The 26,075-nt window shown below is 71.7% G+C and carries 21 protein-coding genes and 1 tRNA gene; 10 read left to right on the forward strand and 12 right to left on the reverse strand.

The features are described 5' to 3' along the window. The first annotated feature begins 118 nt into the window (after window positions 1-118). Window positions 119-2,230: a bifunctional polysaccharide deacetylase/glycosyltransferase family 2 protein gene (locus AC3EUV_RS07860; protein ID WP_435602507.1), complete on the forward strand. Its 2,112-nt coding sequence runs from the start codon at window positions 119-121 to the stop codon at window positions 2,228-2,230. Window positions 2,231-2,455: 225 nt separating this feature from the next. Next, the gene (locus AC3EUV_RS07865; protein ID WP_432140334.1) at window positions 2,456-3,745 is read left to right on the forward strand and encodes an LCP family protein; all 1,290 of its coding nucleotides are present in this window, start codon (window positions 2,456-2,458) and stop codon (window positions 3,743-3,745) included. Between the two features lie 89 nt (window positions 3,746-3,834). Here AC3EUV_RS07865 and AC3EUV_RS07870 read toward each other — a convergent pair whose 3' ends face one another. Beyond that, a complete protein-coding gene (locus AC3EUV_RS07870; RefSeq protein ID WP_432140333.1) occupies window positions 3,835-4,401 on the reverse strand; it encodes a hypothetical protein in 567 nt (188 codons plus the stop codon). Window positions 4,402-4,498: 97 nt separating this feature from the next. Beyond that, window positions 4,499-4,948, reverse strand: coding sequence for a DoxX family membrane protein (locus tag AC3EUV_RS07875; protein ID WP_435602508.1), 450 nt, complete (start codon window positions 4,946-4,948; stop codon window positions 4,499-4,501). A gap of 188 nt (window positions 4,949-5,136) precedes the next feature. On the opposite strand from AC3EUV_RS07875, the gene AC3EUV_RS07880 reads away from it, so the two are divergent. Beyond that, entirely contained in the window at window positions 5,137-6,354 is a 1,218-nt protein-coding gene (locus AC3EUV_RS07880) for an amidohydrolase family protein (RefSeq protein ID WP_432140464.1), read from the forward strand. Between the two features lie 109 nt (window positions 6,355-6,463). Here the strand turns inward: AC3EUV_RS07880 and AC3EUV_RS07885 are convergent, their stop codons facing one another. Further along, a complete protein-coding gene (locus AC3EUV_RS07885) occupies window positions 6,464-6,994 on the reverse strand; it encodes a hypothetical protein (protein WP_432140331.1) in 531 nt (176 codons plus the stop codon). A 247-nt stretch (window positions 6,995-7,241) separates the two neighbouring features. On the opposite strand from AC3EUV_RS07885, the gene AC3EUV_RS07890 reads away from it, so the two are divergent. Further along, window positions 7,242-8,189 carry an FkbM family methyltransferase gene (locus AC3EUV_RS07890; protein ID WP_432140330.1) on the forward strand — a complete coding sequence of 316 codons (948 nt, stop codon included), beginning with the start codon at window positions 7,242-7,244 and terminating at the stop codon, window positions 8,187-8,189. 93 nt (window positions 8,190-8,282) lie between these two features. On the opposite strand, the gene AC3EUV_RS07895 is transcribed toward AC3EUV_RS07890, so the two are convergent. From AC3EUV_RS07895 to AC3EUV_RS07920, 6 genes are all read right to left on the reverse strand, one after another. Next, window positions 8,283-9,041, reverse strand: coding sequence for a glycosyltransferase family 2 protein (locus AC3EUV_RS07895; RefSeq protein WP_432140329.1), 759 nt, complete (start codon window positions 9,039-9,041; stop codon window positions 8,283-8,285). A gap of 5 nt (window positions 9,042-9,046) precedes the next feature. Beyond that, window positions 9,047-9,835, reverse strand: coding sequence for a GntR family transcriptional regulator (locus tag AC3EUV_RS07900; RefSeq protein ID WP_432140328.1), 789 nt, complete (start codon window positions 9,833-9,835; stop codon window positions 9,047-9,049). Window positions 9,836-10,380: 545 nt separating this feature from the next. Further along, complete coding sequence (locus tag AC3EUV_RS07905) at window positions 10,381-14,388, reverse strand: nSTAND1 domain-containing NTPase (RefSeq protein WP_432140327.1); 4,008 nt, start codon at window positions 14,386-14,388, stop codon at window positions 10,381-10,383. A 710-nt stretch (window positions 14,389-15,098) separates the two neighbouring features. After that, a tRNA-Pro gene (locus tag AC3EUV_RS07910) sits at window positions 15,099-15,172 on the reverse strand. Between the two features lie 12 nt (window positions 15,173-15,184). Continuing rightward, entirely contained in the window at window positions 15,185-15,913 is a 729-nt protein-coding gene (locus tag AC3EUV_RS07915; RefSeq protein ID WP_432140326.1) for a Pr6Pr family membrane protein, read from the reverse strand. A 142-nt stretch (window positions 15,914-16,055) separates the two neighbouring features. Beyond that, entirely contained in the window at window positions 16,056-16,982 is a 927-nt protein-coding gene (locus tag AC3EUV_RS07920) for a metallophosphoesterase (protein WP_435602509.1), read from the reverse strand. Between the two features lie 126 nt (window positions 16,983-17,108). On the opposite strand from AC3EUV_RS07920, the gene AC3EUV_RS07925 reads away from it, so the two are divergent. After that, the gene (locus tag AC3EUV_RS07925; protein WP_432140324.1) at window positions 17,109-17,573 is read left to right on the forward strand and encodes a GatB/YqeY domain-containing protein; all 465 of its coding nucleotides are present in this window, start codon (window positions 17,109-17,111) and stop codon (window positions 17,571-17,573) included. An 89-nt stretch (window positions 17,574-17,662) separates the two neighbouring features. Here the strand turns inward: AC3EUV_RS07925 and AC3EUV_RS07930 are convergent, their stop codons facing one another. After that, window positions 17,663-19,852: a transglycosylase domain-containing protein gene (locus AC3EUV_RS07930; protein ID WP_432140323.1), complete on the reverse strand. Its 2,190-nt coding sequence runs from the start codon at window positions 19,850-19,852 to the stop codon at window positions 17,663-17,665. A gap of 382 nt (window positions 19,853-20,234) precedes the next feature. Between AC3EUV_RS07930 and AC3EUV_RS07935 the strand changes: the two genes are divergently transcribed. Further along, window positions 20,235-20,576: a WhiB family transcriptional regulator gene (locus AC3EUV_RS07935; protein ID WP_388189456.1), complete on the forward strand. Its 342-nt coding sequence runs from the start codon at window positions 20,235-20,237 to the stop codon at window positions 20,574-20,576. Between the two features lie 224 nt (window positions 20,577-20,800). Here AC3EUV_RS07935 and bagB read toward each other — a convergent pair whose 3' ends face one another. Together bagB and bagA are read right to left on the reverse strand one after the other, a co-directional pair. Beyond that, the gene (gene bagB, locus AC3EUV_RS07940; protein WP_435602510.1) at window positions 20,801-22,204 is read right to left on the reverse strand and encodes an ATPase BagB; all 1,404 of its coding nucleotides are present in this window, start codon (window positions 22,202-22,204) and stop codon (window positions 20,801-20,803) included. Beyond that, window positions 22,201-23,259 carry an ATPase BagA gene (bagA, locus tag AC3EUV_RS07945; RefSeq protein ID WP_432140321.1) on the reverse strand — a complete coding sequence of 353 codons (1,059 nt, stop codon included), beginning with the start codon at window positions 23,257-23,259 and terminating at the stop codon, window positions 22,201-22,203. The genes bagB and bagA overlap by 4 nt, the downstream gene beginning before the upstream one ends. Before the next feature lie 209 nt (window positions 23,260-23,468). On the opposite strand from bagA, the gene sp36 reads away from it, so the two are divergent. The 4 genes from sp36 (at window position 23,469) to AC3EUV_RS07965 (ending at window position 26,036) form a co-directional block, all read left to right on the forward strand. After that, entirely contained in the window at window positions 23,469-23,630 is a 162-nt protein-coding gene (gene sp36, locus AC3EUV_RS07950; protein ID WP_003975360.1) for a Sp36 family protein, read from the forward strand. After that, window positions 23,627-24,091, forward strand: a complete 465-nt coding sequence (locus AC3EUV_RS07955; protein ID WP_432140320.1) for a RidA family protein — start codon at window positions 23,627-23,629, stop codon at window positions 24,089-24,091. The genes sp36 and AC3EUV_RS07955 overlap by 4 nt, the downstream gene beginning before the upstream one ends. 122 nt (window positions 24,092-24,213) lie before the next feature. Continuing rightward, window positions 24,214-25,203: an NUDIX hydrolase gene (locus AC3EUV_RS07960; protein ID WP_432140319.1), complete on the forward strand. Its 990-nt coding sequence runs from the start codon at window positions 24,214-24,216 to the stop codon at window positions 25,201-25,203. Next, window positions 25,200-26,036: an MBL fold metallo-hydrolase gene (locus AC3EUV_RS07965; protein WP_387239970.1), complete on the forward strand. Its 837-nt coding sequence runs from the start codon at window positions 25,200-25,202 to the stop codon at window positions 26,034-26,036. Before AC3EUV_RS07960 ends, AC3EUV_RS07965 begins: the two co-directional genes overlap by 4 nt. Window positions 26,037-26,075 lie beyond the last annotated feature (39 nt).

Raw genomic sequence — 26,075 nt, forward strand, 5'->3', positions numbered from 1 at the left:
CCGCCGGCGACGTCCCGATGTACCTCACCCGCACCGCGGGCGCTCCGGCGGCAGCCGTCGGCGGCCCCGTCCGAAGACACCCCGCCCCCACGACGACCGAGGTCACCCCGGGAGCGACGTGAGGCGCCGCACGCACCGTCGCCGGCACGCGCAGTCCCGTGATCCCCGGGGGCACTGGCTGCTGTTGATGCTCATCCTCCCGCTCGCCTTCGGCGCCCTGCTCTTCGAGGGCTGGACCACCCACGAGGTCGACGCCGCGAAGACCCGGCGGGACTGCACCACACCGGTGCCGAGCGCGGTGGACAAGGGCGGTCCGGTGGTGCGCCTCGACGGCGGCAAGGTGAAATCCGCCGGGATGCCCGTCCGGAACGTGGCCCTCACCTACGACGGGGGGCCCGACCCCGTATGGACGCCACGCCTGCTCGATCTGCTGCGCAAGCACCATGCGCACGCCACCTTCTTCGTGCAGGGCGCCAAGGCCGCCCAGCATCCGGACCTGGTGCGCCGCATCCAGGCCGAGGGGCACGAGATCGGGTCGAACACCTACACCGGCGCGGTCATGGGCGCGGCCTCGCCCTTCCGGGCCCGGCTGGAACTGGCGCTGACACAGAGCGCGTTGGCGGGCACCGCGGGCATCCACACCGACCTGCTGCGGCTGCCGCAGACCACCGCGGTGGACACCATGTGCGGCCCGGAGTGGAAGGCCGCCCAGGAGGCCGCCGCGGACGGCTACACGCTGGTGGCCGCCGACCGGTGGTTCCGCAAGCCGGCCCAGGGCGTGGTCCGGCAGTTCAGCCAGAACGATGTCGCCTACCACGACACCGAAAAACTGCTCAGCAACCCCAGAATCGACAAATTCACCACGGTGACCTTCGGGGCCGGACTGCCCGCGGCCGACACCCCGGCCCCCGCCCCGGAGCGGTGGCTGGGCACGGCCCTGGTCTGGATCAAGGCCCTCGGGTACGCGTTCGTCCACGGGATGACCTGGGTGCTGGGCATCGCCGGCGGCCTGGGCGTGCTGCGGCTGGCCTCCCTGGTCTTCTTCGCCCGTGCCCACGTCCGGCGGCTGGTACGCATCCGGCCGGGCTCCCCCTGGCTGCGCGAGATCACCGACCCGGTGACGGTCCTGGTGCCCGCCTACAACGAAGCGGCCGGCATCGCCTCCACCGTCCGTTCGCTGCTCGGCTCCAACCACCCGCAACTACAGATCATCGTGATCGACGACGGGTCGACGGACGAGACCGCGGACATCGCCGCCGCCATCGACGACCCCCGGGTGGAGGTGATCCGCCAGCCCAACGCGGGCAAGGCGGCCGCCCTCAACACCGGTCTGGCGCACGCGCGGTGCGACATCGTCGTCATGGTCGACGCCGACACCGTCTTCGAGCCGGACGCCATCTACCGGCTCGTCCAGCCGCTCGCCCACCCGGCCGTGGGCGCCGTCAGCGGCAACACCAAGGTCGGCAACCGGCGCCGCCTGCTGGGCAGATGGCAGCACCTGGAGTACGTCTTCGGGTTCAACCTCGACCGGCGGATGTTCGAGGTGCTGGAGTGCATGCCGACGGTCCCCGGCGCCATCGGCGCCTTCCGCCGGGACGCGCTGATGGGCGTCGGCGGGGTCAGCGAGGACACCCTCGCCGAGGACACCGACCTGACCATGGCCCTGTGGCAGGCGGGCTGGCGGGTGGTCTACGAGGAGACCGCGATCGCCTGGACCGAAGTGCCCACCTCGCTCAGCCAGTTGTGGCGCCAGCGCTACCGCTGGTGCTACGGCACGCTCCAGGCCATGTGGAAGCACCGCCGTGCCGTCACCGAGGTGGGCCCGGCCGGCCGCTTCGGACGCCGCGGACTGAGCTACCTCACGCTCTTCCAGGTCGCCCTGCCGCTGCTCGCACCGATCGTCGATGTCTTCGCCCTGTACGGGGCGCTCTTCCGCGGTCCGGTGCTCTCGGCCGGGGTGTGGGTCGGCTTCCTCGCCCTCCAACTGGCCTGCGCCGGCTACGCCCTGCGGCTCGACGGCGAGCCGGTGCGGGAGCTGTGGGCGATGCCGCTCCAGCTCTTCGTCTACCGGCAGCTGATGTACCTGGTGGTCATCCAGTCCGTGGTGGCCTTCCTGCTCGGCACCCGGCTGAAGTGGCAGCGCATGCACCGCTCCGGCACCGCCGCGCAGCACATCGGCCAGCCGGAGCTCGGCCAGCCGGTCGCGTACGAGAGTTTGCCGTCGCGATGACCGTCGGCCGTACGGCCCCAGGGTGTCCGCCCGGCTACGGACCGGACGGACACCCCGCGCGGCACGGCCGGGCGCTCCCCGCCCGCCGCCGTGTCCGCGCCCGCGCGTCCGGCCGTGGCCCCGTATGCCGCCGCCGGACCGCGCATTCACCGCGTTCACCGCATTCGCTTGTGCAGATCCGCACACTATTTGGTGGAGAACAGACGAGTATGGAGACTGCCGCGCATGAATGATTGGCTGGTGGGGCCGCACGACGGGAACTGGCGCGACGGGAACTGGCCCGACGGCCAAGCACCGGAGCACCTCAGCACCGGGCAGATATGGCACCCGGGCGAATACGCGCCTCAGATACCCCCGGCACGGCCACCGAACCCCGACGGATACGGCACGGGCCTCCAGGCCCCGGTGCCCCCACCCCGCTTAAACGACCGCACCGGCAACGGGCGCCCGGTCGCCCGCACCGGCCGTACGGGCCCGGGGGGCGGCAACACCGGCCGGGGCCGGCGCGCCGCGGGCCCGCCCCGCCGGCGCCGCCGGATCACCCGGGCGCTGATCGTCCTGTCCACCGTGCTGGCCCTCGGCTCCGTGGGCACCTACGTCTGGGCCGACACCGAGCTCAACCGCGAGGTCGACCTCGGCAAGATCGCGGACCGCCCGGCGCAGGGCGAGGGAACCAACTACCTGATCGTGGGCTCCGACAGCCGGGTGGGCCTCTCCGAACGCGCCAGGAAGGACCTGCACACCGGCGGTTCGGCCGACGCGGGCCGGCGCACCGACTCGATGATCCTGCTGCACACCGGCGCCCACGGCACGACGATGGTGAGCCTGCCGCGTGACTCCTGGGTGACCATCCCGTCGCACATCCGCCCCGAGACCGGCAAGCACTACCGCGCGACGAAGAACAAGCTCAACGCGGCGTTCTCGTTCGGCGGCCCCGACCTGCTGGTCCGCACCATCGAGCACAACACCGGCGTGCACATCGACCACTACACGGAGATCGGCTTCGCCGGCTTCGTCGGCATCGTGAACGCGGTCGGCGGCGTCCCGATGTGCCTGGACCGGGACATCAAGGACGAGAAGTCGGGCGCGGACCTGAAGAAGGGCTGCCACACGCTCGACGGCCGTACGGCGCTCGCCTTCGTCCGCCAGCGCCACCAGGAGGCCCAGGGCGACCTGGGCCGCAGCCAGAACCAGCAGAAGTTCCTGGCCGCCCTCGCCCACAAGGCCGCCACCCCCGGCGTGCTGCTCGACCCCGGCACGGTCTACCCGACCATGAGCGCGGGCCTGGGCACCCTCATCGTCGACAAGGACACCGGCCTGCCGAACCTCACCTCGCTCTTCAAGGCGATGAAGGCGGTCACCGAGGGCGACGGCAAGCGGCTCAACGTCCCCGTCTCGAACCTCGCCCTCCAGACCCCCAAGGGCAGCGCCGTGCAGTGGAACACCCGCCAGGCCCGGCAACTCTTCACCGAGCTGAACAGCGACCGCCCGGTGACGGTGGGGGGCAAGGGCTGACGGCTCCCGCCCACCCGGGCGCCCCCGCGGCCCGGGTGGGCGACACGGGACGCCGGGCCTACGACGAGGCCCCGGCCCCGCGCCCCGCCCTACGACCCCCCGCCCGCCTCGCGCTGAGCCGGCGGCAGCAGGAGATCGCGCTCGGGGTGCTTCTCGCCCGTGACGCCACCGTCGACGCCCAGGTCCGAACGGGCCGCTTCATGGAAGTCGTTGATGCCGCGGAACACGGCGCGATTCCGTTCCCGCCACTCCTCCAGGGTGCCGCCGATCTTGCCGTTCGCCTGCCAGTCGACCTTGAGCGCGAGGGCGTTGAGCTCGTGCGCCGCCTCGACGACATCATCCCCGGCGAGCAGCATGATCCGCTCGAAGGCCCGCCCCCGTAACCGGCCCGCCGCCGACATCTCCGCCAGCATCTCCGGCTCGCTCATCTCGCAGGCCCGCAGCCCCTCCCGGTGCTCATAGAGCTGCACGGCCGGGAAGATGCACGACCGCACACTGTCGACGTACCCCTCGTACGCCTCGAGCTTCTTGCTGTCCCAGCGCGTCACCAACTCGTGCTTCTTGCGCTGCCGTTCCATCGCGTAGGTGGTCAGATGCGTGGAGATCGACCCCAGCAACACCGCAGCGATCGTCACCCACTGCTCACCGGCATCCATGCGTCCCCCCGGTACACGCACTCCTGAAAAGCCTGGCGATCATACAAGCGGGGGCGGACGGTTGGCTCCCTGCCGCCGGTGCGTCTCCGGGCCCCGCCTACAGAAACAGCCCCCAGGCACCGTCGACCGACCAGGTCTGCCAGCTCATGGCGAGGAAAGCGGTGAGGGAGATCAGGAGCATCATCAGGTTCTGGCCCTGTTCCGCCCAGTCGTGGATCATCAGGACGAGGTAGATCAGGTTGAGGACGGCGCCGGCGGCCAGGGCTATCGGGGTCAGGAAGCCGGCGATCAGGCCGAGGCCGAGGGCCAGTTCCGCGTAGGCGACGACGTAGGCCATCAGGCGGGGGTGGGGCTTCACCAGGCGGTCGAAGCCCGTACGGACCACGGGCCAGCGGTGGTCGGCGGCGATGCCGGCGGCCCAGGTGATGCCGCCGCCGGTGAACCAGGTCTTCTTGTCCTTGTGGCGCCAGCTCTCCAGCCACCACAGACCGAGGCCGATGCGGAGGACGGCGCACCACTCGGCACCGCTGAGCCAGATCGTTTGCATGCTGCCCCCTCGACTCCTGAACCGAACTGACGATGCGTCAGTTCAGCGGACGCCGCGCGATACCGCAAGGGGCGGAGTTCCCGGCCTCGCCTTGTCGTCGGAAGGGCGAGCCCATAACCTCCGAACTGATGGGTCGTCAGATATCGGTCCGGCGGCGTGACCATCCGGCAGGCAGTTGGGGGTACAGCGTGATCAGCAACCAGAGCGGCACGGCGGAGCTTCCCAGGGTCATCAGCGTGGATGATCACGTGATCGAGCCCGCGCACCTCTTCAGCACCTGGCTTCCGAAGAAGTACCAGGACAAGGGCCCGAAGCCCTTCACCGCCGGCATCGGCGAGCTGGCGTACGTCGGTGGCAAGTACCGGTTCACGACCGACCCCGAGGGCCAGATCACCGACTGGTGGGAGTACGAGGGGCTGATCTTCCCGTACAAGCGCATCATCGCGGCCGTGGGCTTCTCCCGCGACGAGATGACGCTGGACGGGATCACCCGGGAGCAGATGCGGCGCGGCTGCTGGGACCCCAAGGCCCGGCTGGCGGACATGGACCTCAACCACGTCGAGGCGTCGCTCTGCTTCCCCACCTTCCCGCGCTTCTGCGGGCAGACCTTCGCCGAGGCCGAGGACAAGGAGGTCGGGCTGGCCTGCGTGCGGGCGTACAACGACTGGATGGTGGAGGAGTGGTGCGGGGACAGCGGTGGCCGGCTGATTCCGCTGTGCCTCATCCCGCTGTGGGACATCGACCTGGCGGTCGCCGAGATCCACCGCAACGCCGCCCGCGGGGTCCGGGCGGTGACCTTCAGCGAGATCCCGACGTATCTGGGGCTGCCGTCCATCCACTCCGGCTACTGGGACCCGTTCTTCGCCGCGTGCGAGGAGACGGGCACGGTCGTGAACATGCACATCGGCTCGTCGTCACAGATGCCCGCGGCGTCACCGGACGCACCGCCCGCCGTGCAGGCGTCCCTGAGCTTCAACAACGCGATGGCGTCGATGATGGACTTCCTGTTCAGCGGCGTGCTCGTGAAGTTCCCGCGGCTCAAACTCGCCTACAGCGAGGGCCAGATGGGGTGGATCCCGTACGCCCTGGAGCGCGCCGACGACGTCTGGGAGGAGCACCGGGCCTGGGGCGGGGTGAAGGACCTGATCCCCGAGCCGCCGTCCACGTACTACTACCGGCAGATCTTCTGCTGCTTCTTCCGCGACAAGCACGGCGTCGACTCGATCGAGACCGTGGGCGTGGACAACGCCACCTTCGAGACCGACTACCCGCATGTCGACTCGACCTGGCCGCACACCAAGCAGGTGGCGGCCGAGCATGTGGCGGGCCTCTCCGACGAGGTGACGTACAAGCTGCTGCGCGGCAACGCCATCCGGATGCTGGATCTTCCCTTCGACCGGGGCTGAGCGGCTGCGGCTTGCGCCCTGGCCCTGCCCGGCACCGTCCCTGTCGTGGCCGGCGGTGCCGGACAGGCCGCGTGATGCGTGGTGTGTGGTGCCTGGTGCGTAGTCCGCGCTACCGCCAGCCCGCGGCCTCGGCAGCGGTGACGGCGGCGGCCTCGGCCGCCTCCGCCTCGGCGTTCAGCGCCTCGCTCCGGCCCATGCCGTCCCGCCCCGCGGCCAAACCGGCGGCCTGCGAGGCCCTGAGGGCGGCGTGGTACGCGGCATCGGAGGGTGCGCCGGCGCCGTGGGACTGCGCGATCTGGGCGGCGAGTACGGAGGCAGCGGCGGCGTTCCGGGCCTGACGGGCGTCGGCCGCGGGGTCCGGAGCTCCCTTGGCCAACGCGGCGAGCGCGTCGGCGGACAGGCGAAGGGCGTTGGCGGCCTTCGCTGCCGCCTCCGTGGGTACGGCGATCACGGCCGCCGGGTCCGCCTCCACGCCGGCCGCGCGGCAGGCGGCCCTGGTGCGGTCGGCGGCGCTGCGCGCACGCGCGGTGTGCCGCTTCCTGAGCGCTTCTTCGGTGCTCAGCACCGCTGTTCCGTGGCTCACGGAGGCTCGGTCCTGCAAGGCGCCCTGTTGCGACGCGTCTCCATGGGACTCGCTCATCGCCGTCTCCTTGTCTGTCAGAGCGACAGTGCTGCCGTTGACCGGGGATCCCTTGCCGGGCCCGGGCACGGCGTGTGCCAGGGGCCACGCCGCGGGTGTCGCGCAGGGTGGCACGCCGGGCCGCAACAGGCCAGAGCGGTGTCCGATTCCCCCGTTCGCGGAGTAGGCGCCGCTGTCGCGGAGATAAGGGCCGTATGGAGGCAGCGGCGCGCCACGGCGCCGCGGCAGGCCGGCGGAAGGCGCATGAATGAGCACCACCCCGAGGGACACCCTGAGCACCACCCTGAGGGAGACCCTGATCACTCTCGGGCGCGGATATCTGCGGGACGCCCCCGGCTCGCTGGGCAAAGCGGCACTCGCCACGCACTGGCTCAATCCGTGGTTACGGCACCACCCGCGCCGGCGGGTCGTCCACACCCGCTTCGGCGCCGCGATGGCCGTGGACACCCAGGATCTGATCCAGCGCTTTGTGTATATGTTCGGCCTCTGGGAGCCGCATATGACGCACTGGCTGAAGCGCCGGCTCCGCCCCGGGGACACCTATGTCGACGTCGGCGCCAACGTCGGCTACTTCAGTCTGCTCGCCGCACAACTCGTCGGGGAGCAGGGCCGGGTGGTGGCGATCGAAGCCTCGCCGACCTTTCACGCCAGGATCCTCCAGCATGCCGAGCTCAACGACTGCCACCACATCCGCGCCGTCAACACCGCCGTCGCCGACGAGCGGAAGACGGTGACCCTCATCCTCGCGAGCTCCCACAACATGGGCGCGGCCAGCATCGTCCCGTACGGGGGCCCCGCGGAGGACATCCGCGAGATCGAGGCACGCCCGCTCCCCGAGCTTCTCGCCCCGGACGAGGTCGCGTCCGCCCGCGTGATCAAAATAGATGTGGAGGGCGCTGAGGGCGCCGTGATCCGCGGCCTGGCCCCCCTCCTCGACACCCTCCGGCCGGACGCCGAGATCACCGTGGAAGTGACCCCGGAACGGATGGAAGCCCTGGGGGAGTCCCCCGACGAACTGCTCAAAACCATGCAGGAGCACGGGTTCCACGTCTATCGCCTCCCCAACAGCTATGCCCCGGGCAGCTATCCGAGGGCGATGCGCCGGTCGGCGGGCGTGGCGGTGCGGTGGCGGCACCCGGTGGCCGAGGAGAGCGATCTGATCTTTTCGCGGGTCGATGCGGAAACGCTGCCGTGAGGGCCGCAACGGGCGGCCCGACCGGTTGGCGGCCCAGTCCACTTCCCCGGGACCGGGGAGGGGACAGTGCCGCTCAGCCGGTCACAGCCCCCCTCAACCCACCCCCGGATACCCCCAGTTCAGCCGCGCCAGCTCCCGTGCTCGGGCCGCCACGACCGCCATGCGGGCTTCGCGTTCGGCGGTTTCGGTGTGGGAGGGCTGGCTGGTGGCCTGGCCGGGCCACTTGCGGTAGTGGAGGCCGACCTCGGAGGTGAACCAGCCGCGGCTGGTGGCGTTGAGGGCGAGCAGCAGGCCGGTGTCCTCCGAGGCCGGCAGGGCCATCCAGCCGCCGAGGGCGAGCACCAGGTCGCGGCGCATGAAGAGCGTCGCCGGGTGGACCTGGGCGCGGAAGCCGTTCGCCGTCCAGTGGTCGAGCACGGCTCCGCGCTCGATCGGTCCGGGCTCGGGGTCGCCGGGGAAGCCGGCGGTGGAGCCGTCGGGCAGCAGGTCGAGGACGCGGGACGTCGCCCAGCCGAGGCTGCGGTCGCCTTCGAGGGCCGCCAGGTCACGGGCCAGCGCGCCGGGCGCCAACTGGTCATCGGCGTCCAGGACCTTGAGGTACTCGCCCTCCGCGTGCGCGAGGGCGATGGTGCGGGCGACGCCGGGACCACCGGCCCGTCCCTGACGGAACGTCACCCGCGCGTCGTCGGGGACATGGGGGGCGACCGCGTCGCTCGTGCCGTCCTCCTGGATGACCCAGTGCCATTCCCACCCGTCGGGGAGCTCCTGTTGGCACAGCGACCGGTAGGCGTCCGGCAGGAAGTGTGCCGAGGGCGGATGGACGGCGGTGACGATGATGATGCGCCGGCGCACGGCACTCACCACCTTTCCAGGGGAGTGGTGAACAGCAGTTCCGTGCGGTCGCCGGGCAGGACGACGTCAGAGACGTCGACGACCCGGTCGTGGATGTCGATCGAGGTCTTGCGGAGGGCGAGGACCGAGGTGCCGGGCGGAAGTTCCAGCTCCGCCGCTTCCTCCGGCGCCGGCGGGCGGGCGGTGACGCGCTCCTCGACGCGGTCGAGCTCGATCCCGACGCTGTAGAGCTGGCTCTGCGAGCCCCCGGGCCACGGCTCGTTCGACTCGTCCAGGAGGGCGGGGTTGTGCGCGATCAGGTCGTGGACCAGGTACGAGGTCACCAGGCTGAAGGGCGCGTTCTCGGCCGCGTACCGGGTGCGGTAGGTGCGTTCGAGGAGGGCGGTGCCCTCGGGGAGGCCGAAAACTTCGGCGAGATCGTGGTCCGCCTCGGCCGTGCGGTACGACGCGTGGAAGACCAGGTCGCCGACGGTCAGGCCGGTGTCGTGTTCGGTGGCGCCGGTCTGCGCCCGTTCCGCCAGCGGCTCGCGGGCCCGGCCCTTCTCCCACTGGTGGCGGAGGTTCGAGCGCAGTGCCGGGGTGCGTGGCCGGCGCACGAAGTTGCCGCGCCCGTGCTGCTTCTCGATCAGCCCTTCGTCCCGGAGGGCGCGGAGTGCCTCGCGGATGGTCGGCACGCTGCGCCGGAACCGCTCGGCGAGCTTCGACTCGGCCGGCAGTTTGTCCCCGGGCTTCAGCTCACCGGCACGGATGGCCGCGCGGAGCTCGTCCGCGATCCGCTCGTACGCCACTGCCATGGGTGTTCACCGTTCCGTTCCCTGGCGCCCTGGCCGGCTCGTCCCCGCCGGACGGCTCCACCTTACGACTCCTTAAGAGGTGTTGACGAGTGAGGAGGCGTACGCGCCGCCAGGGAGAGCGTCTTCAGGGCCACCGGGAAGTTCATCAGCCGCGGTTTCCCGCGCCGGGGAAATCGGGCCCGGCCGTGGTTTCTTGAGCGACGGCAACGGTGCGTGAACCCGCGGCCATTCCGCCCCAGCGGCCCATTGCCCTGAATTCGGGTCTCCGGTTCCCCCCGGGGAAAGCGCCTCGCAATGGGGACAGGGCATGAAAGCGCCCGATCGCTGGCGACGGGGGATGCACCAGCGATCGGGCTATGGCCAAGAGTAGCAAGGCTGGCCGCGCGGTGGGAGATAACTGCTGAAGTGGAACGCGGAGTTGTGGCTGGAGTCACGTGGCGCGGGCCGTCAGAGGCCGGAAACCGGGAGCCGCGGGCGTTGTGGAGCCGAGCCGGGACGCCCCGTCCGGCGCCGAGCCCCCGCCGTTCGACAGGGACCCGGCTCTGTTACTTGTCGCACGGGGGCGCGTACGCGAGATGGGGCAGATACTCGCGCCATTTCTCCGGTGTCAGCACGCCCCGGGTGGTCGAGCAAATACGGCGAATGGCCTTGTCGGCGTCCAGGTTCCACAGCCGGACGGTGCCGGCGCCGCTCGACACCCCGAGCATGCTGCTCTGCGGGCTGAACGACAGGAAATTGCCGGTCTTGGCGTTGGGACTCGTCGACTGCCCCATGGGCGTGGCCCCGGACGGTCGTGTGACGTCCCAGAACCGGACCGTGTTGTCGTTGCCGCCACTCGCCAGGGTGTGGCCGCTCCCGCTGAACGTCAGCGACACCACCGCTTCGGTGTGCCCCATGAGCGGGGAGCCCAGCCGGGCCGCCTTACGGGGGTCGGTGGTGTTCCAGAGCCGTACGGTGTCGTCGTCGCTGCCGCTGGCCAGCGTATGGCCGTCCGGGCTGTAGGCGAGCGCGTTGACGGGTCCCAGGTGGCCGGTGAGCGGCGCGCCGAAGAGGACGGCGTGACGGGGGTCGGTGACGTTCCAGAGCCGCACGGTGTCGTCCGCGCTGCCGCTGGCGAGCGTGCGCCCGTCCGGGCTGAACACGAGGGAGTTGACATACCCCTTGTGCCCGGTGAGCGGCCCGCCGAGCGGACGGACGCGGGACGGGGCGGTGACGTCCCACAGCTGGATCGTGTGGTCCTCGTAGGCGGTCGCCAGCGTGCGCCCGTCGGGGCTGATGGCCAGCGCGTCGGGGCCCACGAACCGGGTCCGCAGCGTGGCGGGCTTCCCGTAGCGGACCGGGTGCGCCGGGTCGGTGACGTTCCACAGCTCCACGGCCTGGCTTCCCATCAGCACCGCGAGGGTGCGGCCGTCGGGGAAGAACGCCAGGGAACGCACATCGCCCTTCCCCGGCACGAACGGCTTGCCCAGCACCACGGGCCGATGGGGACGCTGCACGTTCCACAGCCGCACCCTTCGGTCGCGGGCGCCGGTGGCGAGCACCCGCCCGTCCGGGCGGAACGCGCCGATCCGGCCGACCATGTTCGACATCGGAATCGACCAGAGCCGGACCTTGCTGTCGCCGCTGCCCGTGGCCAGGGTCCGCCCGTCAGGGCTGAAGCCCACCGCGTACATCTCCCCGCTGCTGCCCGCGAGGGGCTCGCCGACCTGCGACGGGTACGCCGGATCGCTGACGTTCCACAGGCTCGCCGTGCTGTCCGCGCTGCCGGCGGCGAGCATGTTGCCGTCGGGGCTGAAGGCCACCGACCACAGGGGGCCGGTGTGCCCGGTGAGCGGCGCGCCGAGCGGTGCCGCGTGACGGGGGGAGGACACGTTCCAGAGCCGGAGGGTGTTGTCCGAGCTGCCGCTGGCGAGCGTGTGGCCGTCCGGGCTGAAGGCCACGGAGTGCACGGTGTCCGTGTGCCCGGTCAGCCCCTTGCCGATCCGCGTCGGATGCCGCCGGTCGGCCAGGTCCCACAGCCGGACCGTGTTGTCATCGCCGCCGGCCGCCAGCGTCCGCCCGTCGGGGCTGAACGCCACGGAGCGTACGGCGGCGGTGGGGCCGGTCAGGGTGCCGAGTGTCTTGGGCCGCCGCGGATCACGGACGTCCCACAGGCGCACGGTGTGATCCTCGTTGGCGGTGGCCAGCGTCCGCCCGTCGGGGCTGAAGGCGAGCAGGAAGACGGTGCCGTTGTGACCGGACAGCGGCGCCCCGAGCGGGCGCGGACGGGCGGGATCCCGTACGTCCCACAGCCGGACCGTCCCGTCGTCCGCGGCGCTGGCGAGGGTGTGGCCGTCCGGGCTGAAGACCGCGGTGCTCACCCAACTCGAGTGGCCGGTGAGGGGCTTGCCCAGGGGTTTCGGACGCGTCGGGTCGGCCACGTCCCACAGGCGCACGGTCCGGTCGTAGCTGGCGGTGGCCAGGATCCGTCCGTTCGGGCTGAACGAGGTGAGGTAGACGGCGCCGGTGTGGCCCAGCAGGGGGGTGGCCAGCGGCGCGTTCACCATGGAGATCAGGCGGTTGTTCGTGCCCTCGTCGTCCGGCCGCAAGCCGTGTGCCACCAGATCGAGTTGCGCCGACAGGGACGGATCCGTGTACTGGGCGCGGTCGGCCTGGGCGAGCACCTGCTCGAAAACGGTGTCGTCCCGCTGCTGCCGCGCGATCACCGCCGAACCGACCGCCAGCAGCGTCATGACGACCAGCGCCGCCACCGCACCACGGCTGAGCAGGACGGTGCGCTTGCGCAGCCGGACCGAGGCGGCCAGGAATTCCACCGCGCTGCGGGTCAGAAAGGTGTCACCGGCGGAGTCGGCCCAGGTGCGCGCCTGCTCCAGACGGGAGCCCCGGTAGAGCATGGAGGTGTCGCGGTCCGAGTCCTCCCAGGCCCGGCCGTCCTCCTCCAGCCGCTGGCGCAGCAGATTGCCGTTCCGGTCCTCGTCGATCCAGTCGCGCAGGCGGGGCCAGGCGTGCAGCAGCGCCTCATGGGTGATCTCCACCGCCTCCGCGTCGAGGGTCACCAACCGGGCGTGCACCAGCGCTTCGAGCGATTCCTCCGTCTTGCCCGGGTCCGTGGATTCATCCGCCAGTTGGTGACGCTTTCCCCGCCTGCGGGTGGCCTGGGTGTCCTCTCCCAGCCGGACCAGCCTGAGCAGCAGCAGCCGCGCGGCCGCACGTGCCGTCGGGTCGAGACCGGACCAGGCCCGCTCGGCGGTCGCCGCCACCGCGCCCTGGATTCCGCCCGCCGCGCGGTAGCCGGACAGCGTCAGCCGTCCCGCCTTCCGCCGCTGCCAGGTGGCGAGCAGGGCGTGCGAGAGGAGCGGCAGCACCCCCGCGTCGTGCGCCCCGCCGGCGCCGTCGGCGCTGACCTCCCGGACGATCAGCTCCGCCAGTCCCGGTTCGAGTTCCAGGCCCACGGCCTTGGCCGGCCCGGTCACCGCCTCACGCAGCTCCGTGGTGGACAGCGGCCCGAGCACCATGTGCCGGTGCTGGAGCGCGTCGGCCAGCTCGGGGTGCCCGAGGCACTGCTCGTAGAAGTCGGCCCGTATGCCGAGGACGACGAGCACGGGGGCGGGCCCGCCCGGATCGGCCGGCGTGCACGCGGCGTGCAGGGTCTGGATGAAGGCGCGCCTGACCGCCTCGTCGGAGCAGAGGGTGAAGGACTCCTCGAATTGATCCACGAGCACGACCGGGCGGGCAGCGGCGGACGCCGTCCCGCGTTCCGCCCACGCCGCGACGGCCTCCCGCACCGCATGCGCGAAGCGCGGAGTACCGGGCTCCGCCGCCGCCGGGCCGGAGAGGACCTCGGCCAGCCCGGGGATCCGGCGGGCCAGCTCCGCGAGCGGATCGCCGCCCGGCATGAACTGAAGAACCTCCCGCTTCGCGCCGCTCCCGTCACCCGGTGCGCCGTGCTGCAACGCGGGCACCAAGCCGGCGTTCAGCAGCGAGGACTTTCCCGCCCCCGAGGCGCCCACCAGCATGACCAGGCCGCCGGTCTCCTCCGCCGTGTGCAGCTGCGCGACGAGGGCCTCCGTGCTCCGCTCCCGCCCGAAGAACCACCCGGCGTCCTGCTGACGATACGAAGCCAGCCCCCGGTACGGGCACACTCCGGGCACCGCCGCGGCGTCGACCGGAGGGCGTTCCTCCTCTTGTGCCGATCCCGCGGCACGGTCACCGGCCGGCCCGGCGACCGCCCGCTCCCACAGCCGCTGCCACTGCGCCAGGTCGTACAGACCCGGGGACACCGGCGTGGCCCGCAGACGCCGTGCCTGCGGGATCAGGATGTGCAGCACCGCGGCAAGCGCGGCGAACTGCGCGGGTACGTTCTTGGCCCGCCGCCAGTCGCTGATCCGCTGCACGGACACCCGCACGGGGCGCCCTCGTTCGTCGACCCGCTGGAGCCGGACGACCGCCTCGGCCACCTTCTTGAGCGGAGGATTGCCGGCTTCCTTGTACAGCAGCGCGAGACGTTCCGCGAAGGCTGTACGTGCCCCTGAGTCGGAACTCAAGGCTTCCACCCCCTACGTCCCCCGCACTTGGACATCCGGACCGGAAAACTCACCTTAGCTGGCTGACCTGTGGAGACACCGCCGTCCGGAGACCGGAACCTCCCCGTCGGGACCCCCAGCTGGCAGGATCCCGTCGCAGCGGCGCAGCAACCGGGCCCACCCGGACAGCTCACCGGCACAGCGCTCGGAGACCACTCCTGATGCACGTTCGCGGTCATTCTCCGCCGGAGTCACGAGCCGGTGGTGAGGGTCCTGGCGCGCTCACGCGAGGGAACTGTGGAAACGGTCCCCACCGGATTGCTGCCGCGTCGACCACGGGTCCGGCCCTTCCTGGATCCGCGCCGGTACGGGGGGCGCGGATCATCGCCGCCCGCGCCGTTCGGCACCGGTCCTCACAGGGGAGGGACCGGTGGCGAACGGCGCGGCGTAGTTCCTGCCGTACGGCCCCGCCGCCGGCCCGTCCAGTAGGCGGAGTGGAGCCCCGGGATCGGCCCCGCCGGGACAACCGCCACCACGGAAACGCCGCCGCCTGTGGCCCGAATCACACCCGATGCCGCGTCTGCCCGACAGGGAAAAGCCCCTGAAGGGGCGTCAGCGGACGGCACCCGGGCCCGCGCGCCTTCACGCCCCGCTCCCGCTCGCCCGCGAGCTGCCCCGGAAAACACCTCAGGCCCGGTCTTCCTTGACGGAAGGCCGGGCCTGACCTGTTGTTTCTTCAGTCGGGGTGGCGGGATTTGAACCCACGACCTCTTCGTCCCGAACGAAGCGCGCTGCCAAGCTGCGCTACACCCCGAAGCAACGAGCTCTACTTTAGCGGACTGATCCCTGTAGGTGAAATCCGGTTCCTGCGGAGCCGGGGAGCGGGCCTGACCTGGTCGATCCCGACGGCGATCAAGGGGAGCAGGCAGATGGCCACGGCGAGGGTGAGAGCGGTGGTGACGGTGGGGGGCGGGGCGCCGGCCGTGGTGGGGAAGGCGAGGGCGAACGCGAGGTAGAGGAGCGGGTAGGCCGGCCACTGCCAGGCGCAGGGCAGGCGGAAGCCGCGGGGGGCGGTGAGCAGCAGCCAGTCGGCGAGGGCGGCGAGCGGGGTGAGGCCGCAGAGGAGGTGGGGGGCGAGGGCCTGGGCGGCGGTGGGGGTGCCGGTGCCCGGCAGGGTGAAGGCGGTGGCGTCGGCGGCGGGCAGGGCGTAGTGGACGAGGGCGGGGAGGGCGAGGAAACAGAGGAGCGCGCCGGTGAGGCGGGGGCTCACGGGGCGGCGGCCGGTCCAGGCGCGGTGCGCGGAGCAGGCGGAGACCAGCGCCACGGCGAGGTTGGCCTGCACGGCGAAGCGGGTGAGGAGGTGGGCCGGGGCGGGGTCGCCGAGGGCGGCGAGGAGCAGGCCCGTCAGGGCGGCCGCGGTGAGGACGGCGCGGAAGGCGGCCGCCAGGGGGCGGCGGATCGCGGGGGCGACGGCCGCCGCCGGGGTGCGGGCGGCGGCAGCGGCCGGGTCGGTGGCATGGCGCGTGGACTGCGAGGTCCGGGTGGGGTCGGACATTCCTCCACGTTAGGGGGGATGATCAGCGGGCGGGGAGACCCGATCCGGCAAATCCGCGCGTCGCCGCCGGGCCCCGCCCCGCAGTTCGGCCCCGGGCCCCGTCAGTCCCGCCCTGTCGGTCCCGCCCCGTAAGCCCGCCCCGTCAGTCCCGCGCCGTCAGGGTCAGCAGCGTCGCCTCCGGGGGGCAGGCGAAGCGGACCGGGGTGTAGCGGTTGGTGCCGCAGCCGGCGGAGACATGGAGGTAGGAGGTGTGGCCGTCGGCGGTGTGGGTGGACAGGCCCTTCACACGGTCGGTGTCGATGTCGCAGTTGGTGACGAGGGCGCCGTAGAAGGGGATGCAGAGCTGGCCCCCATGGGTGTGCCCGGCCAGGATCAGCGGATAGCCGTCGGCGGCGAAGGCGTCCAGCGAGCGCAGGTAGGGGGCGTGGACGACGGCCAGCGAGAGATCCGCGCCGGATTCCGGGCCGCCGGCGACCTCGGCGTACCGGTCCCGCTTGATGTGCGGGTCGTCCAGGCCGGTCAGGGCGATCTCGATGCCCTCCAGCTTCAGGCGGCCGCGGGAATTGGACAGCCCGACCCAGCCGGCCGCGTCGAACGCGTCCCGCAGTTCTTCCCACGGGTTGTGGACGACGCCCACCGCGGGCGCGTTGCCGTTGAGACCGTGCCGGCCCTGGGCCCGCTCGATGAGGTAGCGGGCAGGGTTGCGGAGCTTGGGACCGTAGTAGTCGTTGGAGCCGAAGACGTAGGCGCCGGGGAACTCCATCAGCGGGCCGAGCGCGTCCAGGGTCTCGGGGACGCCCTCGGTGTCGGAGAGGTTGTCGCCGGTGTTGATGACGAAGTCGGGGCGCAGCCCGGCGAGCGACTGGAGCCAGCGCTGCTTCTTGCGCTGCCCGCTGACCATGTGGATGTCGGAGACCTGGAGGACCCGCAACGGCCGCATTCCGCGGGGCAGTACGGGCACGGTGACGCGCCGGAGGCGGAAGGAGCGGACTTCGAAGCCGGCGGCGTAGGCCAGGCCGGCCGCGCCGACTGCCGTCAGGGTCAGGGGTACTCCGTATCGCGCGCGCATGCGTCCCATCGTCGCAGAGTGCGGGGGGTGGATGCAGCGGCGGAGCGGCCCGTCGCGCGGCCGGTGTGGCGAGGCCCGGGGGAAAAGGCGCGGCGGTTGTCGGTGGGTGGGGGCATACTCGACGGCATGACCACGCTCAAGTCCAAGCTCAAGGACGACCTCACCGTCGCGATCAAGGCGCGCGACGAGCTGCGCTCCTCCACCCTCCGTCTCACGCTGACCGCCATCCAGAAGGAGGAGGTCGCGGGCACCGAGGCGCGTGAGCTGTCCGACGGCGAGGTCGAGAAGATCATCGCGCGGGAGGCGAAGAAGCGCCGGGAGGCCGCGGAAGCCTTCGAGCAGGGCGGCCGTGCCGAGCAGGCCGAGCGGGAGCGCGCCGAGGGCGAGGTGCTCGCGGACTATCTGCCCAAGCAGCTGACCGATGACGAGCTGGAGCAGCTGGTCGCGGCGGCCGTGGCGGAGGCCAAGGGCGCCGGCGCCGAGGGCCCGCGGGCGATGGGCGCCGTCATGAAGATCGTCAACCCTCAGGTGGCGGGCCGCGCCGAGGGCGGCCGGGTGGCCGCGGTGGTGAAGAAGCTGCTGGCCGGCTGAGCGGCCGGACCGAGTCCCGGAAAGACGGCTGAGGGGCGCCCCCGTGGGGCGCCCCTCAGCCGTTGTCCTACGAGCCAACCGGCCGCCTGTCAGCCGCCGTTGCCGCCGCCCAGGATGTCGGGGAAGCCCGGAATGTGCCAGCCGCCGCCCGGCTTGTTGGCGCCGCCGTGGCCCCGGCCGGGCTTGTGCTTGCCGCCGCCCTTGTCGTCGCCCTGGGGCCGGTCCTTGGCGGGGTCGTCGATCGGGACGGTGGGCAGCTCGGGCGCGGGCCGGTCGGCGAGGGCGCCGGACATCGCATCGCGCCAGATGGGGCCGGGGGTGTCGGCGCCGTAGACCTTGTCGTGCGTGACCCCGCCGATGCTGATGTCGTACATCTTGCGCTTGTGCATCGGGTCACCGACCCAGACCGCGCCGGCCGCGTTCGGGGTGTAGCCGACGAACCAGGCGGCGTAGCGGCTGTCACTGGTGCCCGTCTTGCCGGCGCTGTCCCGGCCCTGGAGACCGGCTTCCCTGCCGGTGCCGTCCTCGACCACGCCCTTGAGGAGGGTGTTGATCGTGTCGGCGGTCCTCTTGGACATCGCGCTGCGGCAGCTGGTCTGCGGGACCTTCAGCGCCCGGCCCCGGGCGTCGGTGATCGACTCGATGGCGACGGGGGAGCAGTACTCGCCGCCGTTGGCGAAGGCGGCGTACCCGGCCGCCATGGTCAGCGGCGACATCTCCTGCACACCGAGCGTCATCGACGGGACCTCCTGCAACGGCTTGCCGTCCGCCCGCTCGATGCCCATCTTCTGGGCCATCTTCACCGCGGGGCAGATGCCCATATCGCTGATCAGCTGTACGAAGTAGGTGTTGACCGACTTCGCGGTCGCCTCCTTCATGGCGTACGGGCCGACCTCTTCCCGGTTCTCGTTCTGCGTCATGGCGCTGCCCTGCCACTCGCCGTCGCAGGTCTGCACCGGGCTCGGGTACGGCATCCGGTACGGCGAGGGGTACTCCTGCTCCGGGTTCGTCCCCTGCTCCAGCGCGGCCGCCGCGATCACCGGCTTGAAGGTCGACCCGGGCTGGTAGCCGGCGCCGCCGCCCATGTCGTTGTCGACCGAGAGGTTGATCACGGTCTGGTTCTCGCCGAAGCCGTACGGGCGCGACTGGCCCATGCCGAGGATCTTGCCGGTGCCGGGCTCGACGATGGTGGCGGCACCGGCGACCGGGTCGTCCTCGTAGACATGGTCCTTCAGCGAGGCCTGGACCGACTTCTGGGACTGCGGATCGAGGGTGGTGCGGATGGTCATCCCGCCCTCGTCCCAGCGTTGCAGGCGGGCCTTCCGGCTCTTGCCGAAGTGCTTGTCGTTGAGGAAGACCTTGCGGATGTAGTCGCAGAAGAAGCCGGCGCCGTCGGTGGCGGTGATGCAGCCGTTCTTGGGGCGGCTGACCGCCAGCTTGATCGGCTTCTTGGCGGCCGCGTCGGCCTGCGCCTGGGTGACGTCCTTCAGATCGGCCATCCGCTGGAGGACGGTGTTACGCCGCCGGGTGGCCTCCTGCGGGGCGTTGACCGGGTCGTAGCGGGTGGGCGACTGGACGATGCCGGCCAGCAGCGCCGACTCCTCCAGATTCAGGTCCTTGGCGGGCTTGCTGAAGTAGCGCTGGGCGGCCGCCTCGACGCCGTAGGCCTGCTGCCCGAAGAACGTGATGTTGAGGTAGTTCTGAAGGATCTTGCGCTTGCCCAGTTCCTTCTCGACCTGGATCGCGTACTTCAGCTCCCTGACCTTGCGGCCGAGGGTCTGCTGGGTGGCCTGCGCGACCTTGTCCGCGTTGTCGCCGGCCTCCTCGATGAAGACGTTCTTCACATACTGCTGGGTCAGCGTCGAGGCGCCCTGGGAGACGCCGCCCGACTGGGCGTTCTTGTTGACCGCCCGCAGGATGCCCTTCATGTCGATCGCGCCGTGCTCGTAGAAGCGCGCGTCCTCGATCGCGACGATCGCCTTCCGGATGTACGGCGACATGTCCTTGAGGCCGACGACCGTGCGGTCACGGGAGTAGACCTTGGCGATCTCGCCGCCCTTCGCGTCCAGAATCCTGGTCCGCTGACTGAGCGGCGGGGTCTTGAGGTTCGCGGGGATGTCGTCGAAGCCCTCGACCGATCCCTTGGCGGTCAGACCGAGTGCCCCGGCCGCAGGGAGCGCAAGACCGGCGAGTACCGCTCCGGCCAGGACGCTGACACCGAGGAACTTGGCGGCCTGCTGCGTCTTGGACAGACCTCCGCCATCGCGCTTCTTAGGCATGAGGGCAGCCTACGTTCTCAATCCGCCGGACAGGGGCGCACGTGTTCGTTTAGCCTGTCCTCAGCTCCACAGCCGAACGGTTACGCCCGAGTTCGTCAACCCCCACTCCCCGCGGTACGCACCCCCACGTGACCGCAGGCGCCGAAGAAAACCCCGTGTCAGGACGGTGGACTGTCCCGTCTTGCGCGCAAAGTGAGGTATGTCCTGCGGTCACTCCGTTGGGTGATCTGCCGCATACGCATAGTCCGTTCGGGCCATCCAAGATTGGGCCCGAAGGGGGTGTTGCGCCCTGCCTGCTTTCCGTAACGTCCTCAACTGGCAACGGTGAATATGCCGCTTGCCGCCGTGGGGGAGCCTCGATTCGGGAGAGGACGGCGCCAGCATGAGCTGGGTAACCGACTGGAGTGCACAGGCAGCCTGCCGCACTACCGATCCGGATGAACTGTTCGTTCAAGGGGCGGCTCAGAACCGCGCCAAGGCGGTGTGCACCGGATGTCCGGTGCGCACGGAGTGCCTGGCCGACGCCCTGGACAACCGGGTGGAGTTCGGCGTGTGGGGCGGGATGACCGAACGCGAGCGGAGGGCGCTGCTGCGTCGCCGCCCGACCGTGACGTCATGGCGCCGGCTGCTGGAGACAGCACGTACGGAATATGAGCACAGCACGGGCATCCTGCCGGTGGACTGTGATGACGAGGCCTTCGACGAGTTCGCCGCGGTCGGGTAGCCGCGGGGACCGGCCGGGAGAAGTCGGCCGAGAAGGTTCGGTTGATGGCGCGGTCTGATCGGTCCGACAGACGCGACGTGCCATCAGTCACGGTGCGAGGCACCGGAGTTGGAGGCATGGATGGGGGTGGGCGCGCTGATCCGGCGCGCCCGGTGAAGAGATGGTGCGTCGTCGGTGTGTGGAGCGCTCGGTGCGTGGAGGGCTGGGCCGGGTGTGCGTACGGCTCAGGCGTCGGTGTCCGAGGGGCCGTCGGTGTCCGAGGGGTTCAGCGCCAGGCGGTCGCCGATGGCGCGCAGTCCCGCGAGGTCATGGACATCGCCGGGCAGCGCGGCGACCTCCGTCACCGGAACCTCGGGGTGTAGCGCGGTGAAGCGGTCCCGCGTGCGCCTTTCGCGCGCGAGGACCTGCATCCGTTCCGCGTGCAGTCGTAGCAGCCCGGCGGCCAGTTGCGCCGCTGAGGCCGAGGTGGGTGCCACATGCTCCGCCGCGGCAGCGGGGGAGAGGCCGCCGGCGGTACGTGATCCAGCCTTCCCGCCGTCGAGATCCACAATGCCGTTGGCTTCAAGATTATTTTCTGTGCGGTCGGAGGCGGGAGCGGCCGCGCTGTCCGGCGCCCCGGCCTCCGCGTCGGCGTCCGCGGGCGGGTCCGCGTGGGTGTCCTCCGCCATACGGTCCGTGAGGGCCTCCGCGGCGGCCAGCGCGCGCTCGGCGCTCAGTTGGGCGGCGCCGCTGCCGTGGACGCGGTTCAGCACCAGGCCGGCCAGCGGCATCTCCTCGGCGGCCAGCCGCTCGACGAAGTACGCCGCCTCGCGCAGGGCGTCCCGCTCCGGCGCGGCCACCACGAGGAACGCCGTACCGGGCGCCTGAAGCAGGCGGTAGGTGGCGTCCGCGCGGGTGCGGAAGCCGCCGAACATGGTGTCCATCGCGGCCACGAACGTCTGCACATCGCGCAGCAGTTGACCGCCCATGAGCTTGCTGAGGGTGCCGGTCATCATCGACATGCCGACGTTCAGGAACTTCATGCCGGCCCGGCCGCCGACCTTCGCCGGCGCCATCAGCACCCGGATGAACTTGCCGTCCAGGAAGGAGCCCAGGCGCTTGGGCGCGTCCAGGAAGTCCAGCGCGGAGCGGCTCGGCGGGGTGTCGACGATGATCAGGTCCCACTCGTCGTTCGCGCGGAGCTGGCCCAGCTTCTCCATGGCCATGTACTCCTGGGTGCCCGCGAAACCGGCCGACAGGGACTGGTAGAAGGGGTTCTCCAGGATCGCGCGGGCCCGGTCGGCGTCTGCATGTCCCTCGACGATCTCGTCGAAGGTGCGCTTCATGTCCAGCATCATCGCGTGCAGTTCGCCGCCCGAACTCTCGTCGACGCCCTTGACCTGACGCGGGACGTTGTCGAGCTCGGAGATGCCCATGGACTGCGCCAGCCGGCGGGCCGGGTCGATGGTGAGCACCACGACCTTGCGGCCGCGCTCGGCGGCGCGCACACCCAGCGCCGCGGCGGTCGTGGTCTTGCCGACGCCGCCCGAGCCGCAGCACACCACGATGCGGGTGTGCGGGTCGTCGAGCAGCGTATCGACCTCGAGCCGCGGGGCCGAGGCGTCCAGCGTCGTGTTGTCCGAGGTCATATGGGCCCCTGTTTCCGCAGGTCTCTCGCCAGGTGGTAGAGCCCGGCGAGGTCCACTCCCTCGGGGAGCAGCTCCAACTCGTAGGTGGGCAGGCCGAGGGCGGTCAGCTCGGCGTGCTCGGCGCGCTCCAGCTCGACCCGCTCGGCGTGTTCGCGGGCCTGCTCCAGCAAGGGGTCGATCAGCCGTTCCGCGAGACCGCCGCGGCGTGCGCCGCCCAGACCGGCCTGGGAGAGCGCCTTGGCGACGCCCCCACGGGCGTCCCGGGCGGCGATGTCGAGATCGCCGTTGTCCAGTAGCGCCGGGCGGGTCATGTTGATGACGATGCCGCCCACCGGGATGCCGGCGGCGCGCAGCTCCTCGACCCCGTCGGCGGTCTCCTGGACGGGCATCTCCTCCAGGAGCGTCACCAGGTGCACCGCGGTCTCGGGCGACTTGAGGACCCGCATCACGGCCTGCGCCTGATTGTGGATCGGGCCGATCTTCGCCAGCCCGGCCACCTCGTCATTGACGTTCAGAAAGCGGGTGATGCGGCCGGTCGGCGGGGCGTCCATCACGACGGCGTCGTAGACGAACTTGCCGTTCTTGTCCTTGCGGCGGACCGCCTCGCACGCCTTGCCGGTCAGCAGGACGTCCCGCAGGCCCGGTGCGATGGTCGTGGCGAAGTCGATCGCGCCGAGCTTCTTCAGCGCCCGGCCCGCGCTGCCCAGCTTGTAGAACATCTGGAGGTAGTCCAGAAGGGCGCGTTCGGCGTCGATGGCGAGGGCGTGGACCTCGCCGCCCGCCCGTCTCCCGCCACCGCCGCGCGCGGGATCCCCGCCGGACGGCCCGCCGGACGCACCCCACGGCGTGGCACCTTCCGACGCCGGACCCACCGCGATCTTGCGTTCCTCGTAGGGAAGCGCTTCGGTCTCGAACAACTGGGCAATGCCCTGCCGGCCCTCGACCTCGACCAGGAGGGTACGGCGACCCTCGGTGGCCAGGGCGAGGGCGAGGGCAGCGGCGACCGTGGTCTTGCCGGTGCCGCCCTTGCCGCTGACGACATGGAGCCTGCTCACGCCAAGGAGCCTAACCAGTCCGCGTCCCGGCTACGCACGGGATACACCTGGGAAGCCCCGGATATCTGCCCGCGGTCCGTCCGGGACGGGTCAGGGATGATCCGTAGGGGCCCGGCGTCCCGGGCCGCTGAACGCCGTCCGGGGCCGGTGCGGGCGGGCCGGGGAGGACGGCGTCCGGCGCGGCCGTGGACAGGCATTACGCTCGGCCCATGACCAAGTGGGAATACGCGACCGTGCCGCTCCTCGTGCACGCGACGAAGCAGATTCTGGACACCTGGGGCGAGGACGGCTGGGAGCTGGTCCAGGTCGTTCCGGGCCCGAACAACCCCGAGCAGCTGGTGGCCTACCTGAAGCGGGAGAAGCAGGCATGAGCGCGGTGGAGGACAAGATCGCGGCGCTAGGGCTGAAGCTGCCCCAGGTCGTGCCGCCGCTGGCCGCCTACCAGCCCGCGGTGCGCTCCGGCGCCTATGTGTACACCTCCGGCCAGCTGCCGATGGTGGACGGCGCACTGCCGGCCACCGGCAAGGTCGGCGCCGAGGTCAGCGCGGAGCAGGCCAAGGAACTCGCCGCGACCTGCGCGCTCAACGCGCTGGCCGCCGTGAAGTCCGTCATCGGCGACCTCGACAAGCTCCAGCGGGTCGTGAAGGTCGTCGGCTTCGTGGCCTCCGCGCCGGACTTCACCGGCCAGCCGGGCGTCCTCAACGGCGCCAGCGAGCTGCTGGGCGAGATCCTCGGCGACAAGGGCGTGCACGCCCGGTCCGCGGTGGGCGTGGCGGTGCTGCCGCTCGACGCGCCGGTCGAGGTCGAGATCCAGGTCGAGATCGCCGAATAGGCACCCGCAGGGACATCGGCACCTGTAGTGCGTGCCCCGCGCCGGAGGGCCCCTCACGGAGAGGGGCCCTCCGGCGCGAAGACGCCCTCGAACATCCGCGCGCGAGCGCATAGCATCCGGCCATGTCGTCCACGACCAATGGCCAGTGGTACCCGCCGGAGTGGCCGGACCGTATCCGGGCGCTCGCGAACGGCGAGCTGACCCCTGCCGAGCCCCGGCGGGCCGCGACCGTCCTGCTGCTGCGGGACTCCGCCGCAGGCGGCCCCGCCGTCCACATGCTGCGCCGACGCACCTCCATGGCCTTCGCCGGAGGCGCGTACGCCTATCCGGGCGGCTCCGTCGATCCCCGTGACGAGCGGCCGGTCGCCTGGGCCGGTCCGTCCCGCGCCCAGTGGGCGGTCCGTATGGGCGTCGATCCGGCCACCGCGCAGGCCATCGTCTGCGCGGCGGTCCGCGAGACGTTCGAGGAGGCGGGGGTGCTGCTCGCCGGCGCCTCGGCCGACACGGTCGTCGCGGACACCACGGGCGAGGACTGGGAGGCGGACCGCGCCGCCCTGGTGGCCCATGAGCTGTCCTTCGCCGACTTCCTGGGCCGCCGCGGCCTGATGCTGCGCTCCGACCTGCTGGGCGCCTGGGCCCGCTGGATCACCCCGGAGTTCGAACCACGGCGCTACGACACCTGGTTCTTCGTTGCCTCACTGCCCGAGGGGCAGCGCACCCTCCCCCAGGAGCCGTCGGCCGGCTCCGGTCCGGAGGGGTCCCGCCTTGCCACCACGGAGGCGGACCTCGCGGTGTGGATCCGGCCCGAGGAGGCGGCGGCCGGCTACGACCGCGGCGAGCTGCTGATGATGCCGCCGACCATCGCGACCCTGCGCGGGCTCCAGCCGTACGCCACCGCCGCGGACGCGCTGGCTGCCGCGGAGGCCCAGGACCTGACGCCCGTACTGGCCAGGGCCCGCCTCGTGGGCGGCGAGATCGAGCTGAGCTGGCCGGGCCACGACGAGTTCACCAAGCACATCACACGGACGGACGCCGCTGCCGGTGCCCCCGGGGGCGACGCGCCCGATGGGCCCGCGGACGGCACCGGCCCCTCGGGAGGGACCCCCGCATGACCGACGCAGCCGCCCTCCCCGGACAGCCCCGCGGCGGAGTGCTCTCGGGACCCGCGACCGCGCGCGCCCATTGCGTGCTGGCGCCGAACCCGTCGCCGATGACGCTGGACGGCACCAACACCTGGATCGTCGCCGAACCGGACTCCGACCTCGCCGTCGTCATCGATCCCGGGCCGCTCGACGAGAGCCATCTGCGCGCCGTCATCGACACCGCCGAGCGGGCCGGCAAGCGCATCGCGCTGACGCTGCTGACCCACGGTCACCCGGACCACTCCGACGGCGCCGTCCGCTTCGCCGAGCTGACCGGCTCCTCCGTACGGGCGCTGGATCCGGCGCTGCGCCTGGGGGACGAGGGGCTCGAAGCGGGCGATGTCATCACCACCGGGGGCCTGGAACTGCGGGTGGTGCCCACACCGGGCCACACCGCGGACTCGCTCTCCTTCCACCTCCCGGCCGACCGTGCGGTGCTCACCGGCGACACGATCCTGGGGCGGGGCACCACCGTGGTCGCCCACCCCGACGGGCGGCTGGGCGACTACCTGGACTCGCTGCGCCGGCTGCGCTCCCTCACGGTCGACGACGGGGTGGCGACGGTCCTGCCGGGCCACGGGCCGGTGCTGAACGACGCCCAGGGGATGGTGGAGTTCTATCTGGCGCACCGGGCGCACCGGCTCGCCCAGGTGGAGACCGCGGTCGAGGCCGGCCACCGGACGCCCGGCGAGGTCGTCGCGAGCGTGTACGCCGATGTCGACCGCTCCCTGTGGCCGGCCGCCGAGCTGTCGGTGCGGGCGCAGCTGGACTACCTGGGCGAGCACGGGCTGATCGAGGACTGACGCGGCGGGAAGGCCGCCGGGCTGCTCCCGGTCGCCGAG

The sequence above is a fragment of the Streptomyces sp. bgisy130 genome (assembly GCF_057708345.1).